General features: G+C 62.1%; 12 protein-coding genes. 10 read left to right on the top strand and 2 right to left on the bottom strand.

Annotation, left to right across the window (positions count from 1 at the left end; all coding sequences use genetic code 11):
• Window positions 1-36: 36 nt before the first annotated feature.
• Window positions 37-1,038, top strand: a complete 1,002-nt coding sequence (locus tag JMN22_RS12875; RefSeq protein ID WP_030142729.1) for a FecR family protein — start codon at window positions 37-39, stop codon at window positions 1,036-1,038.
• A gap of 46 nt (window positions 1,039-1,084) precedes the next feature.
• Here JMN22_RS12875 and pvdQ read toward each other — a convergent pair whose 3' ends face one another.
• Entirely contained in the window at window positions 1,085-3,433 is a 2,349-nt protein-coding gene (gene pvdQ, locus JMN22_RS12880) for a bifunctional acylase PvdQ (RefSeq protein ID WP_198796968.1), read from the bottom strand.
• A gap of 281 nt (window positions 3,434-3,714) precedes the next feature.
• On the opposite strand from pvdQ, the gene JMN22_RS12885 reads away from it, so the two are divergent.
• Window positions 3,715-4,092, top strand: coding sequence for a fe2+ zn2+ uptake regulation protein (locus tag JMN22_RS12885; RefSeq protein ID WP_030142731.1), 378 nt, complete (start codon window positions 3,715-3,717; stop codon window positions 4,090-4,092).
• Window positions 4,093-4,099: 7 nt separating this feature from the next.
• Here JMN22_RS12885 and JMN22_RS12890 read toward each other — a convergent pair whose 3' ends face one another.
• On the bottom strand, window positions 4,100-4,288 hold the full coding sequence (locus JMN22_RS12890; protein ID WP_030142732.1) for a hypothetical protein: 189 nt from the start codon (window positions 4,286-4,288) through the stop codon (window positions 4,100-4,102).
• A gap of 328 nt (window positions 4,289-4,616) precedes the next feature.
• On the opposite strand from JMN22_RS12890, the gene JMN22_RS12895 reads away from it, so the two are divergent.
• The 8 genes from JMN22_RS12895 to JMN22_RS12930 all read left to right on the top strand — a co-directional run bounded on the left by JMN22_RS12895 (window position 4,617) and on the right by JMN22_RS12930 (window position 14,926).
• Window positions 4,617-5,852 (top strand): MdfA family multidrug efflux MFS transporter, encoded by a 1,236-nt coding sequence (locus JMN22_RS12895; protein ID WP_030142733.1) that lies wholly within the window; start codon window positions 4,617-4,619, stop codon window positions 5,850-5,852.
• Between the two features lie 25 nt (window positions 5,853-5,877).
• Window positions 5,878-7,005 (top strand): LuxE/PaaK family acyltransferase, encoded by a 1,128-nt coding sequence (locus JMN22_RS12900; protein ID WP_030142734.1) that lies wholly within the window; start codon window positions 5,878-5,880, stop codon window positions 7,003-7,005.
• A gap of 1 nt (window position 7,006) precedes the next feature.
• The gene (locus JMN22_RS12905; protein WP_198796969.1) at window positions 7,007-9,442 is read left to right on the top strand and encodes an acyl-CoA reductase; all 2,436 of its coding nucleotides are present in this window, start codon (window positions 7,007-7,009) and stop codon (window positions 9,440-9,442) included.
• A 29-nt stretch (window positions 9,443-9,471) separates the two neighbouring features.
• The gene (locus JMN22_RS12910; protein ID WP_198796970.1) at window positions 9,472-10,746 is read left to right on the top strand and encodes a phenylacetate--CoA ligase family protein; all 1,275 of its coding nucleotides are present in this window, start codon (window positions 9,472-9,474) and stop codon (window positions 10,744-10,746) included.
• A complete protein-coding gene (locus JMN22_RS12915) occupies window positions 10,743-11,687 on the top strand; it encodes a GNAT family N-acetyltransferase (protein ID WP_030142737.1) in 945 nt (314 codons plus the stop codon). The genes JMN22_RS12910 and JMN22_RS12915 overlap by 4 nt, the downstream gene beginning before the upstream one ends.
• 104 nt (window positions 11,688-11,791) lie before the next feature.
• Entirely contained in the window at window positions 11,792-13,783 is a 1,992-nt protein-coding gene (locus JMN22_RS12920; RefSeq protein ID WP_198796971.1) for a methyl-accepting chemotaxis protein, read from the top strand.
• Window positions 13,784-14,045: 262 nt separating this feature from the next.
• Window positions 14,046-14,492 carry a DUF411 domain-containing protein gene (locus JMN22_RS12925; RefSeq protein WP_198796972.1) on the top strand — a complete coding sequence of 149 codons (447 nt, stop codon included), beginning with the start codon at window positions 14,046-14,048 and terminating at the stop codon, window positions 14,490-14,492.
• A complete protein-coding gene (locus JMN22_RS12930) occupies window positions 14,492-14,926 on the top strand; it encodes a YqaA family protein (RefSeq protein ID WP_198796973.1) in 435 nt (144 codons plus the stop codon). Before JMN22_RS12925 ends, JMN22_RS12930 begins: the two co-directional genes overlap by 1 nt.
• Window positions 14,927-14,989 lie beyond the last annotated feature (63 nt).

Genomic DNA, 14,989 nt, shown 5'->3' on the forward strand with positions numbered 1-14,989 from the left:
CCCGAGGGTTAGAATGCGGCAAACCAGGAAGAGTCAATGACCGAACGTACACTCTCGGAAGCCGAATACGACGCCATCACCGATGCGGCCGCGCATTGGTGCATGCGTTTGCATGCTGACGACTGCACGGATGCCGAACGGCTGGCGTTCGAGCATTGGCACGACGCTGATCCCCTGCACGCTTTCGAATACGGAGCCATGCTGGAGATCTGGGGCACGGCTGAACACCTGCCGCGCGTCGAGCCTGCGCCTGCTGCTTCGAACCGTCGCCCTCGCACGCGTTGGAGCCAACTGGCCGTCGCCGCCACGGTGCTCGCGCTGGGCGTGCCCTTGGCCGCTTTCACCGGTTGGAACCTGGGCTGGGTGCCGAACACCTATCAACGATTCGAGGCGGGCGCGACCGGACGGCAGGTCACGCTGGACGATGGCAGCCAGGTGGAACTCAACCTGGGCAGTGAACTGGTGTTTGCCAATTACAAGCATGAACGTCGCGTGACGCTGAAAAAGGGCGAAGCTTTTTTTGACGTGAGCCACGACAAGCAGCATCCGTTTATCGTTCGGGCAGGCCAGGGCCAGGTGCGCGTGACCGGTACTCGTTTCAACGTTTGGTTGTATCAGGATCAGGTCAAGGTCACGCTGCTGGAAGGTTCGGTGTGGGTGACCAGCAACAAGGCCTCCAATGCCAACGGGGCGCAACTGTCGCCCGGCATGCAGGCGAGCTACAAGGCTGGCGACTACCAGCCGCAGGTCCGTGAGGTTTCCGCCGACGATAACTCGCTGGCGTGGCGCAATGGCAAACTTGTCCTCGACAACCTGGCCTTGTCCGACGCGTTGCCGCTGATCAACCGCTACCTCGATCATCCGGTCATGCTGGCCGACAACACCACCGGCACCCTGCGCATCGGCGGGATCTACAACCTCAACGAGGTGAAGAACCTCGTGCCATCGCTGCCCAAGGTGTTGCCGGTCTATCTGACCCAGAACAAGGACGGCAACCTGGTGCTGAACGCTATCGGCCCCCGACCGAGCAAAAACTGAAAAGCCGCGGCCCCTTCGGGTCGCGGCTTTTGTTCATGGCCCGCAATTAGTGCGTCACGACCCTGCTCACTGGCTCATCCTCTCGAATGGTCACTGCCTGATAATGCGGATCGGCCTTGATCTGCTGCTCGGTGAACGGCAACGCACTCAACTGTCGCTTTGAAAATGCCTGGGTCTGATCCACCGAATAAGGCGATGAAGGATCGCTGGAAAGCGAGAATGCCAGCAATCCCTGGGCCTTGGGACCGTTGCCATCAAACGTCACCACTTGCAGATAACTGGTGCCGCTGACCACCTCCCGCTTACCGTTCGCACCCGGCACGCTCTGGATCGCATTGTAGATGCCCAACTCGCCCGGTCCGCCATGAATGGGGATGCGACGGTCAGCACGGCTGGCGACCTGAACATCCTGCCATCGGCTGTCAGCCGGAAGTCCGGCTTTTTTCACCGATTCCAGCGATGCGCGCATGGCCTGACGCAACGCCTCGGCAACGGAGGGCCGCTCGACTGCCAGGCCACGCGGGGTATGTTGTGGATCCTTCGGGTCGAACGCCACGCGCCAAAGGCCAGGCACCGGCTGCAACGCCTGCATGATCTGTTGGAAATGAACGAAACCCACGCCGGTGTCCAGGCTCGCGGTGCGATCCCAGCGTTTCAGGCGAGTGCACACCTCGGTCAAAGGCTGCGCGTCGGGCCCCAGGTCGGCGGCGCAAAAAGCCAGCAGGTCTGGCATGACCTGATCGGCCAGGTATACCTGATCGTCCATGACCAGACGCTGCAGGTCACTCGCTGTGACCGGTCCCGCCTTGGCCAATTGCGCCAGGCTGTCCAGGGCAAAACGCGCCCGCAGCCCCAGCGGCAGGTCTTGCTGGCTGACGACTGGCGAATAGCCGGACAAGGGCTGCGCGGGGTTGACCAGCCACGCCGAATCGTTGGAATTTTGCACATAGTCGCGACGCAGCAATTGCGGAAGTTTATCCGCTGCGAAGATGCCCTTCTGGGCAGTGCCGGCGTCCACGTCCCAGGCACATTCGCTGCGCGAGCCATCCAGTACAATCAGTTTCTGTCCAGCCCTGGGATCGCTGCAGCGGGCGAGTTTATTGGCGTCGACGTTCGGCACCACGGACACGTTCATGTACAGACTTTGTCCCTGATCGTCCACCGCCAGGGTGTTGACCCAGGGGATGCCCTGGATCCGCTGGACCGAATCCTGCAGGTCCTTGAGCGTGACGGCGCGGTTCATCGCGTACCACTGCGCCAGCACCCGGTCGTTTTCCAGGTTGGCATCGCGCAGGCTGTAGGCGAACCGGTTGTCCCAATCCAACTTCCCGGGCCATTGCACGATCGGCCCGAACTGCGAACCGTAGACCACCCGGGAAACCGGCTTGACCTGCCCATCGGCTTGCCTGGCGTCCACCGTGACCGTCTGTTGGCTCATCGGCACGGACTTGCCGTCCAGCAGATAGTGGGTCGGATCCTTGGGATCCAGTTGCAGGCGGTACAGCGTGAAATGCTTGGACGTGTCGACGGTATGGGTCCAGGCCAGGTGCTGGCTGAACCCGATGTTGATCATCGGCAGGCCCGGCAACGCTGCCCCCATGACGTCCAGCTTGCCCGGTATCGTCAGGTGCATCTGATAGAACCGCATGCCTCCCACCCAAGGGAAGTGCGGGTTCGCCAACAACATGCCACGCCCGTTGAATGACCGTTCGCTGCCGATCGCCAGGGCGTTACTGCCGCGCTCCAGGGCAAAGCGTTGTTGGTGTGCCGCCGCAACCGCGAAGCCGGACGTCGAAACGGCCGCCTGCGCGGTGGCCTTGGGCGGCTGCGCGCCGGCCAAGGCCTCGGCGAACTGGCCGACGCCGCCCTCCACCAGCAGGCGCCGGGTCAGCTTGACGAGATCCAGCGCGGTGATCGGCCGAACCCACTCGCTTGCACATTGTTCCGGCAGGCCTTTCGCCTTGCGTTCGGCCAGCGCACGGTTGTAGCCGGCGGCGTAACCTTCGACCAGTTGCTGGACCTGGGGCGTCTGGGCCTGCCAGAAACCGGACACCGCTTGTGGCGTATTGAGCCAGGTGAAGAACAGATCGCTGGCACGGTTTCCCCGCTGCTCGACAGTCACCTGCTCCGGGCCGAAATAGCGCGAGCGCTGCCCATTGACCGTCACGATCTCGTTGGCCAGCAGGCACAGGTTGTCCTGCGCATACGCATACCCGATGCCGTACCCCAACCCCCGCTCATCCTGGGCGCGAATATGCGGCACGCCAAAACTGGTGCGACGAATTTCGGCAGTGGCCTGCCCGGCCTCGCCTCGTGCGCTGACGACGGTACTCAAGCCCAGGGTCAACCCCAGCAAGGCACCGGCGAGACAAAACCTCGATAACTGCCCGGACATTCCCACATTCACTCCTGATCAAAAGCGCTCAAGAACCAGGGCCGTAGAAACCGGCGGCCTGGCCTGAAATACAACGGCGACGTGCTTGAACGCAAAAAGCACCTTCCTTGAGAACGAACCGGATGAAAAAAAATTAACGGCCCGGCGACCCGCCTCTACAGGGAATTGAGCGTATCCAGGCAATTTTTTCACATCATCCCCCTCATGATTGGCCGCTCTCGTTCGTCCTATTACAGGAGAGCATCCGATCTTTTCTGTCAGGCTGGTATGGAGTCTTTTACATGCATAACGCGCAAGTACCCAGGGAGGGTAAGCCAGGTTCGTCCCGTGTCACGCCGACCGCGTCCAATGGCGTCTTCGGGTCAGCGGAGCGAGGCAGCAACGAGCAGATCAAGCGCCTGCTCAAGAGCTACGGACTCAGGACGAGCCTGATTCGCCTGAAGGTCATCGACGCCTTGCTCAAGGCCGCCGATGAAAACCGTCGACTGGGTGTGCGAGGTGTTCACAGCCAGTTGTTGGGGTTGGACATTCCCTTGTCCTTCCTGAGCGTGCGCGAAGTCCTGAAGCGCCTGTGCAGCGAGGGCGTGGTCACGCTCAATCTCGATAAAAGCTACAGCTTGCATCACCAGGCCGTGGCCCGGCTCAGCGCCAGGGAATGAGCGGCGCTCAGGACTTGACCTTGCGCCGCATCACGCCGTTGATCACCACGACGATGACTGCCACGGCAATGGCGATGTATTGAAACAGCTGCTCGCTGATCATGCCCTTGCCTTGCATCCAGGACAGTCCGAGCATGATCGCCAGGACGACGACAACCACCAGAATCGAGTATTTCAAACGTTGCGAATGAGTCATTTGCCAGCTTCCTGAAGTAATTCGTTCTGCCTTTCACCCGTTTTCCAGACACCGTCTTGCCAGTGTCACGGGGCGATGCAGCGCCCTATGGTACCGCCGCCCGAGTAACACGCGCGACTGCGGTAGCGGGAAATCATCAACGGCTTCATCGGCCACCTGAATATTTACCATCTCGCTGCGTAATCTTCCTCTGAAGGACGCCTCCTACAAACACAAGCGCACTTTCCCCTGCCAACAAAGGTAAAGGCGTCTTCCGACCGTGCATATCGCCAACGTACTCTCGAAAAAGAAGTGATTTCTTCTTTTTTGAAACCAACGTTGGGAACCCATGCAAACTCAGCCAAGCACTCTTTCACCCCTTCGCGTGGCAGGCTTCTGCCTGGCGATCGCCCTGTTCGAATGCCTCACTTACATGGCCAGCGACCTGGTCATGCCGGCGATGCTCATGGTCACCCAGGACCTCGATGCGTCCCCGGACCAGATTCCCTACGCGTTCAACCTATATCTACTGGGCGGCGTCCTGTTGCCGTGGTTGATCGGCCCCCAGTCGGATCGCCAGGGACGACGCCCCTACATGCTCGTCGGTTGCGCCGGCTTCGTGCTGGCGTGCGCTGCGATCACCCAGGTCAGCAGCATGCACGGCTTCAATGGGCTTCGCCTGATCCAGGGAATGGGCCTGGGCTTCGTGATTGCAGTCAGCTATCCCGCCATCCAGGAAATATTCCCTGAATCCGCTGCCGTGAAAGTCATGGCGTTGCTCGGCAATCTCGCCCTGCTCTCGCCCCTGCTTGGGCCGTTGGCAGGCGGGCTGCTGTTGCAATGGTTGTCCTGGCGCGAACTGTTCATGTTGCTGGCCGGCCTCGGGCTGGTGAGCTGGCTGGCCCTGTGGTGGTTCATGCCTCGGACGATCCATGGGGTGCCCGCCCATGCTCGAGCCTCCAGTGTCGAAGCGTTCGACTTGCGTTCGCTGGTCCGGCGATACGGCGCCCTGCTCGGCCATGTGGGGTTCATGTCGGCCAGCGTCGCACTGGGGCTGATGAGCTTGCCGCTGATTGCCTGGATCGGTCTGTCGCCCCTGCTGCTGATCCAAGGCCAGGGCTTGTCTCCATTGGCGTACGGAATCTGGCAGGTTCCGGTTTTCTCGGCGGTCATCCTCGGTAATTTCATCCTCAATGCGCTGGTGGACCGGGTCGGTGTGCGCCAGGTGCTCCATTACAGCCTGTGGCCCTTCTGTGCCGGTCTGGTCGCGCTGATCGTCGCCAGCCCGTTCACCCTTTCGCTGCCCGTATTGGTCAGTGGCCTGTCGCTGTACGCCATCGGGCTCGGCATGGGCAATGCCGCGCTGTATCGGCTGGCCCTGTTCGCCAGCGACGACAGCAAAGGCCTGGTATCGGCCATGGTCGGGATGATTTCCATCGCGGTCATGAGCGCGACGGGCTCGCTGCTGGCCCTGCTGGGCGCCGGAGCGAGCCTGGAATCCTTCGCGCTGATGGTCGGCATCGCCGGTCTTGGCTGCCTGCTTGCCTTGCGCCTCTTCGCCTCGCGGCCAACCGCCCAAGTCTGAATTCGCTGCTCCAGAGGAATACCCGATGATTCATTTTCCACACGCAGATGCCCTGTGTGCATTGCCCCACCCGTATGCCCTCGATTCGGTTCCCGTGGGCCTGTTCGACAAAGCCATGGCGGAAATCAGCCTCTTCCACAGCCATCACACACCTGGCTATGAACACTGGCTCAACGCCAACGGGCTTTCGGTCGATGACCTCGAACACCTGGCCGACTGGTCGCGCCTGCCACCGATCTACGCCAGCTACTTCAAACAGAGGATGCTGCTCAGCCCCACCGCCGAAGGCGCACTGGAGCTGACATCCTCGGGCACCAGCGGCCAGAAAAGTCGCATGCGCTATGACGAGCGCAGCATGGCCGCGGCCCAAGGCATGGTCGCCAACATCTTCGAACATTACGACTGGTCCACGCCGGACGCGCCATGCAATTACCTGCTGTTCAGTCATGAGCCCGAAGCGGCCAATCGGCTCGGCACCGCGTATACCGACCAGTTCCTGTGCCGATTCGCCCCGGCCAACCGCGTTGCCTACGCGTTACGACGCACCGGAAAAGGTCATGAATTCGACGTGTTCGGCGTTATCAGCGCCCTGCAATCCTTCGCCGAGGAAGGATTGCCGGTGCGGATCTTCGGCTTCCCGGCGCTGCTCTGGCATGTCCTTGAGCGTATGCGTGAAACCGGCATGCAGGACCTCAGGCTCGCGCCCGGCTCGCTGGTCTTCCTGGGCGGCGGCTGGAAAAAACAGGCAGCCGAGGAAATTCCTCGTCAGTTGGTCTATGCACGCATTACCCGCCAATTGGGTATCGAGCCCCAACGCTGCCGCGACGGTTACGGTGCAGTCGAACACGCGGTGCCCTATATCGAATGCGCCCGCCATCGATTCCACGTGCCGGTCTATTCGAAAGTCTTCGTGCGTCACCCTTCGGATTTCAGCGTCCAGCCGTTTGGCGAGCCAGGGCTGCTGTCGTTCGTCTCGCCCTACATCTCGTCAAGTCCCGCCCACGCCGTGGTGATGAGCGATCTGGCGACCCTGCACCCGGCCAACTGCGAGTGTGGCCTGCAAACCCAGTGGTTCGAACTGCATGGCCGGGCCGGCACCCGTGCGAGCCGAAGCTGCGCGATGGCCGCTGCCGAAATGATCAAGGAAAACTGATATGTACCTCATCAACGGTCGGTTGACTGCCGAGCTGACATTCGACGCCGCGCTCGAGCGCTTGCAAGCCCAACTCCCCGCCCTGCTGGAAGCCCCGCCTCGCAGCGAAGAGGTGCTGGGCTGTGCAGCGGCGTTCGTTCAATGGCTGCCCACGGCAGCCGCAGGGCCACTGCTCGACGAGGATCAGCGCCAGGCCCTGGTTGCCTTCTGCGGGCGGCCCGCGCTGGAGCTCAAACTGGAGCGAGAGCTGGGCGCCGACAGCCGCTCGCTGCGGCGAATCGACTACAGCGACGGCTCCTTCGAAAGTTGGCAGCCCCTCGGCCTGGTGGTGCACGTGACGCCGAGCAACTCACCGTTGCTGGGCTTCTGCGCAGCGCTGGAAGGCCTGTTGGCGGGCAACGTGAACTGGTTGCGCCCCAGCACCCGTGATGGCGACCTTACGGCGCGGCTGCTGGCAGCATTCGTCGGGTGCGATGCGAGCGGGCGATTGCGAGACTACCTGGCGGTGTTGCCCGTCCCCTCCCGGGAGGTCGGCCGTATCTTCGCACTGGCCCAGGGCGTCAGCGCATGGGGCGGTGAAACAGCCCTGAAGGCGCTGCGCGAACAGATGCCAAGTGGCTGCCGCTGGATTGACTGGGGTCACCGGATCAGCTTCGCCTACATCACGCCGTTCGCTGCCACCGCACAGACCCTGGATGCCCTGGTTGATGAAGTCTGCCGCCTCGATCAACAAGCCTGTTCCAGCCCGCAATGGCTGTTGGTAGACAGCGATGAGCCTGCGCAGCTACAGGCATTGGGCTGCGCCCTGGCAGATGCCTTCGCACGCCGGACCGGGCACTGGCCCATTCTGGAAGCCACCGCCGCAGAAGCGTGCGAAATCACCACCCGAACGGCACTGGCCCGCCTGGATTACAGCTTCGCGAACGAAACCGGTCAGGTCTGGGCCGGTGACGGCTGGCGCATCCTCTGGGAACACCATCGCGACCTGCAACCCTCTCCGCTGTTTCGAACATTGCTGCTAAGGCCAGTGCCCGAAGCGATGCTCGCTGAAGCCCTGCTGCCATGGCGCAATGTGCTGCAGAGTTGCGCCCTCGTCTGTGAGCCAGGGCGAGCACCTGCGTTGGCGCGCCGCCTGATAAGCGCCGGCGTATCCCGTATCACCTCCACGACCGAGATCCAGCAGGGCTATGACGGCGAGCCCCACGACGGGGTCTATGGATTGCAGCGATTGAGTCGTCGGGTATCGGTCGGCCTTGAAGCCCATGCTGCGAGTCACCGTGTCACGCTGGATGCGCCTGCGGCGGCTTTATCGCCAGGCGCCGGCACGCCGATCATGGACAAGGCCGCGTTCCTCGCCCTGCCCCCGGCCCCTGAAGCGCAACTGTTCTTCCGCTCGGGCGGCAGCAGCGGCGCCCCTGTGCTGTCGCCCTACACCTACCGCGATTTCGATCGCCATATGCGCGCCGCCGCCGACGGGCTGCGCGCGGCGGGCCTTGACCCGGCACAGGATCGGGTCATGAACCTGTTCTACGGCGGCAGCCTGTACGGCGGATTCCTCAGTTTCAGCAAGATCCTGGAACAGATGAACGTCGTGCATTACCCCATGAGCGCGCCACCGGACGATAACTTCGAAGAAATCGCAGCGCTGATCGTCGCTCACCAAATCAACACGCTGGTCGGCATGCCAAGTACCTTGCAGCGATTGTTCTCTTCCCAGCGCGCCGCACTCCAAGGCTACGGCGGCGTTCGAAAAGTCATGCTGGGTGGCGAGCACCTGGGGCAAGAGAGCCGCACGTTGCTCCAGCAATGCGGCGTCACCTGCATTCGTTCGGCGATCTACGGCACCGTGGACGCAGGCCCGCTCGGCCATGCCTGCATCGACAGCAGTGACGGCGTGTTCCATCTCATGGACAGCATTCAATCCCTGGAGATCGTCCATGTAGAACAGGATGCGCCCGTCGGTCCGGGGGAAACCGGTCGCTTGCTGTTCAGTTCCCGCATACGCCAGGCGCATCCGTTGCAGCGATATGAGGTTGGCGATCTTGGACGCTGGGTGCCCGGCCCCTGCTCGTGCGGCCTGGAGTCGCCGAGATTCGAGCTGCGTGAACGCCACGGCCGCCTGATACGCATTGCCACGGAGTTCATCAATACCGGCGAACTGGCCGAACGGGCGCAAGCGGCCGTCCAGATCGTGCTCGACCATGAAAGCAGCGGTTGCGAGCGACTGCTGATTCGTACCGATGGCGACCCCGTCACGGTGCGACGCAACGTGTTGGCAATCGCACCGCTACGCACGTCAGTCAATGCCACGCTGCTCGTCCTGGATGTCCAGCACTGCCCGCTCGAACATTTCGAACGCAACAAACACAGCGGCAAAGTCCCGCTGGTGATCGACAGCAGAATGCCCCACCAGTCGATCTCGCCCGCCAATCAATAAGCCGACCTTAAAGCCTTGAGAAAATCCTGATGAGCGCGTCTTTACCCTACGAGCAATGGCTCGACCATATCCGCACGCATTCGGCGTTTTATAACGCTCAACTGCGTCATCTACCCACGCAGGGTTGTGGATTCAACCAATTGCCGGTCGTCAATCTCGGCGAATATTGGAAAGGCAGTGACGATCTGGATAGCTGGCCAGTGCTGACCGATCACGTGAAGGACGCACTGGTTTTCAAGACCGGGGGTACGACCAGCCAAGGCAAGCTGTCGGTGTATACCCACGCAGAATGGCAATTGATGCTCGATTGTTTTGGCCAGAGCCTGTCTGCCCAACTGGCTGCGGGGGATCGCATCGCCAATCTGTTTTTTTCGGGAGACCTCTACGCCAGCTTCTTGTTTATCCACGGTGCCCTGTGCAGCGTCGACGTCGGGATCACCGAATTTCCTTTCACCGGCTCGGTGGAACTCGACGTGCTGGCCGATGCCATCGCCGCGCACCGCATCAACGTGCTCGTGGGCGTTCCTGCGCACTTGCTCGCCTTCGCCAGCCACCTCATCGCGCAAGGCCGCGTGTTGCCGCAGATCACCACCGTCCTGTTTGGTGGCGAGAATCTCTTCGAGAGCCAAATGCCGACATTGAAGCGCGTCCTCCCGAACGCGCGCTTCGCGTCCATCGGCTACGCCAGCGTTGACGCCGGCCTGGTGGGCGCCAGCACGCCTGATTGCGGCTTGGGCGAGCACCGGGTGTTCGACCAACACACACGCGTGGAAATTATCGACGACCTGAGTGGCAACGTGATCGAGGGGTGCGGTCAAACGGGGAACCTGGTGGTGACGAACCTCACCCGAACCCTGATGCCCATCATCAAATATCCGGTGGGAGACCGCGCCAGCTGGTGCGAACCTGCCGGCGCCCCGCAGCGCAAGTTCGCCCTCCAGGGACGCAGCGCAGAAAGCCGTCGCGTCCGTGTTGGCGTGCTGTCGCTGTTTCCCGAGGAGATCAGCGACATCACGCGGCGCGTGGCCGGTGGTTCGCAATGGCAACTGATCATCGAGCACACACAGGGCAATGACCGCTTGTTATTCAAGTGGGTAGCCGACGCACAGGCGAACGCAGGCCAGGCTCGATCGCATGCACTGAAAGCCGCGCTGATCGAGCAATATCCAGGCCTCGAACGACTCCATGTCGACGTGCAGATCTGCGACACGAAGGCGCTGGACCGTCATCCCCGTTCCGGCAAGCATCTGTCGATCATCGATCGTCGGGTGTACGGTCCGAAGGCAACGGGGGACGCCGTATGAACAATCTGCTCATCCGACCGTTCCAGCCAGCGGACAGTGTCAGCACTTGCGAGCTGTTCCGCCGGGTATACGGCGATCACTACGTCTCGCCAGACGTCTACATGCCGCAGATGATTTGCCAACATAATTTGCAGGAGCGCTGGCATTCGCTGGTCGCCGTGACGGGGGACCGCGTGGTCGGTCATGCCGCATTGTGCCGACACGCCAAAGCCAGTCTGGACGCGGAACTGGCGCTGGTTGCGGTGGACCCCGACCTGCAGGGCAGACAAATTGCCTCGCGGCTGGGGCAACAATTGCTGGACGGCGCCCGGGCGCTCGGGCTCGCCCGGCTATCGATCAAACAGGTCACGAGCCATCCCTTCAGCCAACGTTTGTCTCGACGGCTGGGATTTGATGACGTCGGCCTGCTACCCGATTTCGTGCCCTCGCCGTTCGCCACGGACCAGGCCGAAACCATTGTAATCGGCTGCCAACGGGTCAACGGCGGCCTCCCACCGCTACCGCGGCTCCAGTGGCCAGCCCCCTGCCAATGGCTGATGGAGCCGCTGGCATCACGGTTCGGGACCCGCCTCGACGAGGGACCTGCCGGGACACAACCGTTGCGGATCAGCCATCTACCCGGCCGAGTCGACATCGTGGCAGAACGGGTGGACGCCTGCCTCGTCGGGCAGTTGCAACGCCTGCCGCTCCATTGGCCATTGTCGGTACGGCTCGGCCTCGGTCGACACTTTGCCACGGACCATCGCCTGCTGATGACTGCCGGGTTCTTCTTCACCGGGATAATGCCCACTGACACCGCACAAGGTTGGCAGGCGCTGTTCCACCGCCTTGCAGAGCCGCGCCAGCTCCATCTGCAATCGGCCTCCATGCAACGCCTCCACGATGAGTGGCAGGCCCACGCCCAAGCCTGGAAAACCACGCAGGCCAGCTCGGCCGCCTGACGTCACGTCCCCTCCCCACTTAAGCTATCGGCAAGGAAGCCGATACAACCTGGTACGCCCATACCAACTGTTTCTGAAAGACGCCCTCGTGCAAGGAACACCCCATGCCCTCATTGCGCACCATTCAGGCCCGCTACACGCTGTTCCTGGTTCTGTTCATCCTGGTGTTGTCCATCCTCACCGTTGTTGGCATCAGCTACCTGGTCGCACCCAAGCTGCGCCACACCGAGGAGCAAGTGGCGTTGAACCGCATTGCCGAGGTTGCCGAGCAGATCCAGGGCGAACTGAACAAAGTCCAAGCCCAACAACGCAGCATCACCCAGACCATTCCATTGCTCGACAGCGACGCCATCGACAAGGTGTTGCCAGGCCTGGTGGATCAATACGGCGAACTGAAAGTGTTTGGCGGCGGGATCTGGCCGTTGCCCAACCAGCGTGCGGAAGGCCGCAGCAAGTTCAGCACCTTCTGGCATCGCGACGCCTCCGGCAAGCTGATCGTCAACACGTTCTGGAACAGCGACGCCGCGCCAAACTATTACGAGCAACCCTGGCACAAGGGCGGCATGGCTACACCGCCTGGCAAATGCGCCTGGGCCGCCGCCTATAAGGACGACGCCAGTGCCGAGCCACGCACCAACTGTGCAATGGCGATCCAGAAGAACGGCGCGCCTTATGGCGTCTCCACCATTGACGTGACCTTGGGTTTCTTCAACGACCTGATTGCCCGCAAGGAAGCTGAACTCAGCGCCGAAATGCTGATCGTCGAAGGCGACGGCAAGATCATCAGCAACAGCTCGCGGATCAGCGGCCCGATCGTGCTCAAGAACATCAGCGAGCTGGCGGCGACCTCACCGTTTGCGGCCCAGGTCAAGGCTGGCCTGGCCAACCGTGACCAACTGCAGCGCGTCGAATTCGACAACAAGGGCGAAGCCAGCACGTTCTTCATGCGGCCCATCGAAGGCTCGCCCTGGTTTCTCGCCACCGCGTTGCCGACCCGCCTGATCACCGCCCAGCGTGATGACGTATTGAACACGCTGAGCCTGCTGCAGATTCCCATGGTGATCCTGCTGGTGCTGATGCAACTGTATGCGATCCGCCAGTTGACCCACCGCATGAAGATCCTCAAGGGCAACATCGATGCGCTGTCCACCGGCGACGCCGACCTGACCCGCCGCATCACCATCCGCGCCGAAGACGAACTGGGCGCCATTGGTCACTCGGTCAACAAGTTCATCGCCTACCTGCAAGACATGATCGGCGAAGTCACCCAGGCCACCGGCGCCATGGCCTCGAGCCTGGACAACCTGCAGCAGACTTCGGCCCACACCAGCGAAATCCTCATGCGTCATGCTTCGGAAACCGACCAGACCGTGACGGCGATCACCGAGATGAGTTCCACGGCTGAAAGCGTCGCGCAAAATGCGGCGGAGACAGCAGCGTTCACCCAGCGGGCCAACGAACATGCCGATCGTTCTCGCGTCGTGGTCGGCGAAGCGTCCAACAGCGTCGTGGCGCTGATCGATGAAGTCGCCAGCGCCACGCGCAAAGTCGAGAACATGCAGCAGGATGCACAACGCATCACCGAGATCCTCGGCGTGATCGGGGCGATTGCCGGGCAGACCAACCTGCTGGCCCTCAACGCCGCCATCGAAGCCGCCCGGGCCGGCGAACAGGGCCGTGGCTTCGCGGTGGTCGCCGACGAAGTCCGCGCCCTCGCGGCCCGCACCCAGGCCAGCACCTCGGAAATCAACGAAATGCTGACCCGCCTGACCCAAGGCGTGAGCTCGTCGGTCGCGGCCATGGAAAACACCCAGGCCAGTTGCCAATCGGCCGCCGACGCCACGTCCCGGGTGAACTCGGGCCTGGACGAAATGGCCGGCTCGGTCAGCCAGATCAACAGCCTCAGCACGCAGATCGCCACCGCCGCCGAGCAACAAAGTGCGGTGACCGACGAGATCAACCGGAGCATGGTGCAGATTCGTCACATGGTGGAAGAGCTGGTGGAAAGCGGCTTGGCGAGTGAGCGTAATACCCGGCAGTTGCTGGAGGCCAATGGTCGGGTGAATGCGATTATGGGGCGGTTCAAGGTTCGCTAGAACGTCCCCACACACTCCTGGGGTTGGACACGCATCCCGAGTTCACCCCAACCTTTTTGTGGGAGCGAGCTTGCTCGCGAAAGCATCGGATCAGCCTACATCAATGTTGGATGTTCGACGGCTATCGCGAGCAAGCTCGCTCCCGCAGGGTTCTGTTCCGTCTCCAACCTGACAATTCTGTAATCCGTCCCTCAGCCTACCGTCAGGCGCTCGCCGCTAGTCTGTTATCCTTCCAAACTTCGTCGCCAAGAGACCGTTCCCCATGGCCAATCCCCTGCACCTGCTCGCCCTGAGCGCCGTTTTTATCTCCACCCTGGCCCAGGCCGCCGAACCCGTCACCATCGACGTGCACCGCGACGCCAATTGCGGCTGCTGCAAGAAATGGATCTCCCATCTGCAAGCCAACGGTTTCAAGGTCAACGACCATGTCGAGGCCGACATGAGTTCGGTCAAGCAGCGCCTGGGCGTGGCGCCGAACCTGCGCTCCTGCCACACCGCCGAGATCAACGGCAAATTCGTCGAGGGCCACGTGCCGGCCGATCAGGTGCTGGCGATGAGCAAGCGCGATGACTTGCTGGGCGTGGCCGCGCCGGGCATGCCGATGGGCTCGCCGGGCATGGAAATGGATGGCATGGGCGATGCCTATCAAGTGATCGGGCAGAAGAAGGACGGCACGCAAACCGTCGTGGCGGATTATCCAGCCCACTGATGGCTGGCGTTTATGTCGGGCTTTTCCTGACCGCGTTTGGCGCAGCGACCCTGCTGCCGCTGCAATCGGAAGCGCTGTTGGTCGGCCTGGTGCTCAGCGAGCGTCAAGCAGCCTGGCTGCTGATGGGGATCGCGACCTTGGGCAATGTCCTGGGTTCGCTGGTGAACTGGTGGCTGGGGACCCGCCTCGAACAGTTCAAGGATCGCCGCTGGTTTCCCGTCAGCCCTTCCCACCTGGACAAGGCGCGTCGGCATTATCAACGCTACGGGTACTGGTCCCTGTTGCTCAGTTGGCTGCCGATCATTGGCGATCCCCTGACACTGGTGGCGGGCGTGATGGGTGAGCCATGGCGACGCTTCCTGTTGATCGTCACCCTCGCCAAGGGCCTGCGTTATGGCGTGCTCGTGCTCGCGACCCTGGGCTGGATGGGTTGAACGTTCCAGCGGTTCGGTTGCCTGTGATTAATGTCGCCATAATCGAGCCGTTCCAGGATCGGC

Source organism: Pseudomonas sp. HB05, assembly GCF_016756915.1.
GTDB classification, from domain to species: domain Bacteria; phylum Pseudomonadota; class Gammaproteobacteria; order Pseudomonadales; family Pseudomonadaceae; genus Aquipseudomonas; species Aquipseudomonas alvandae.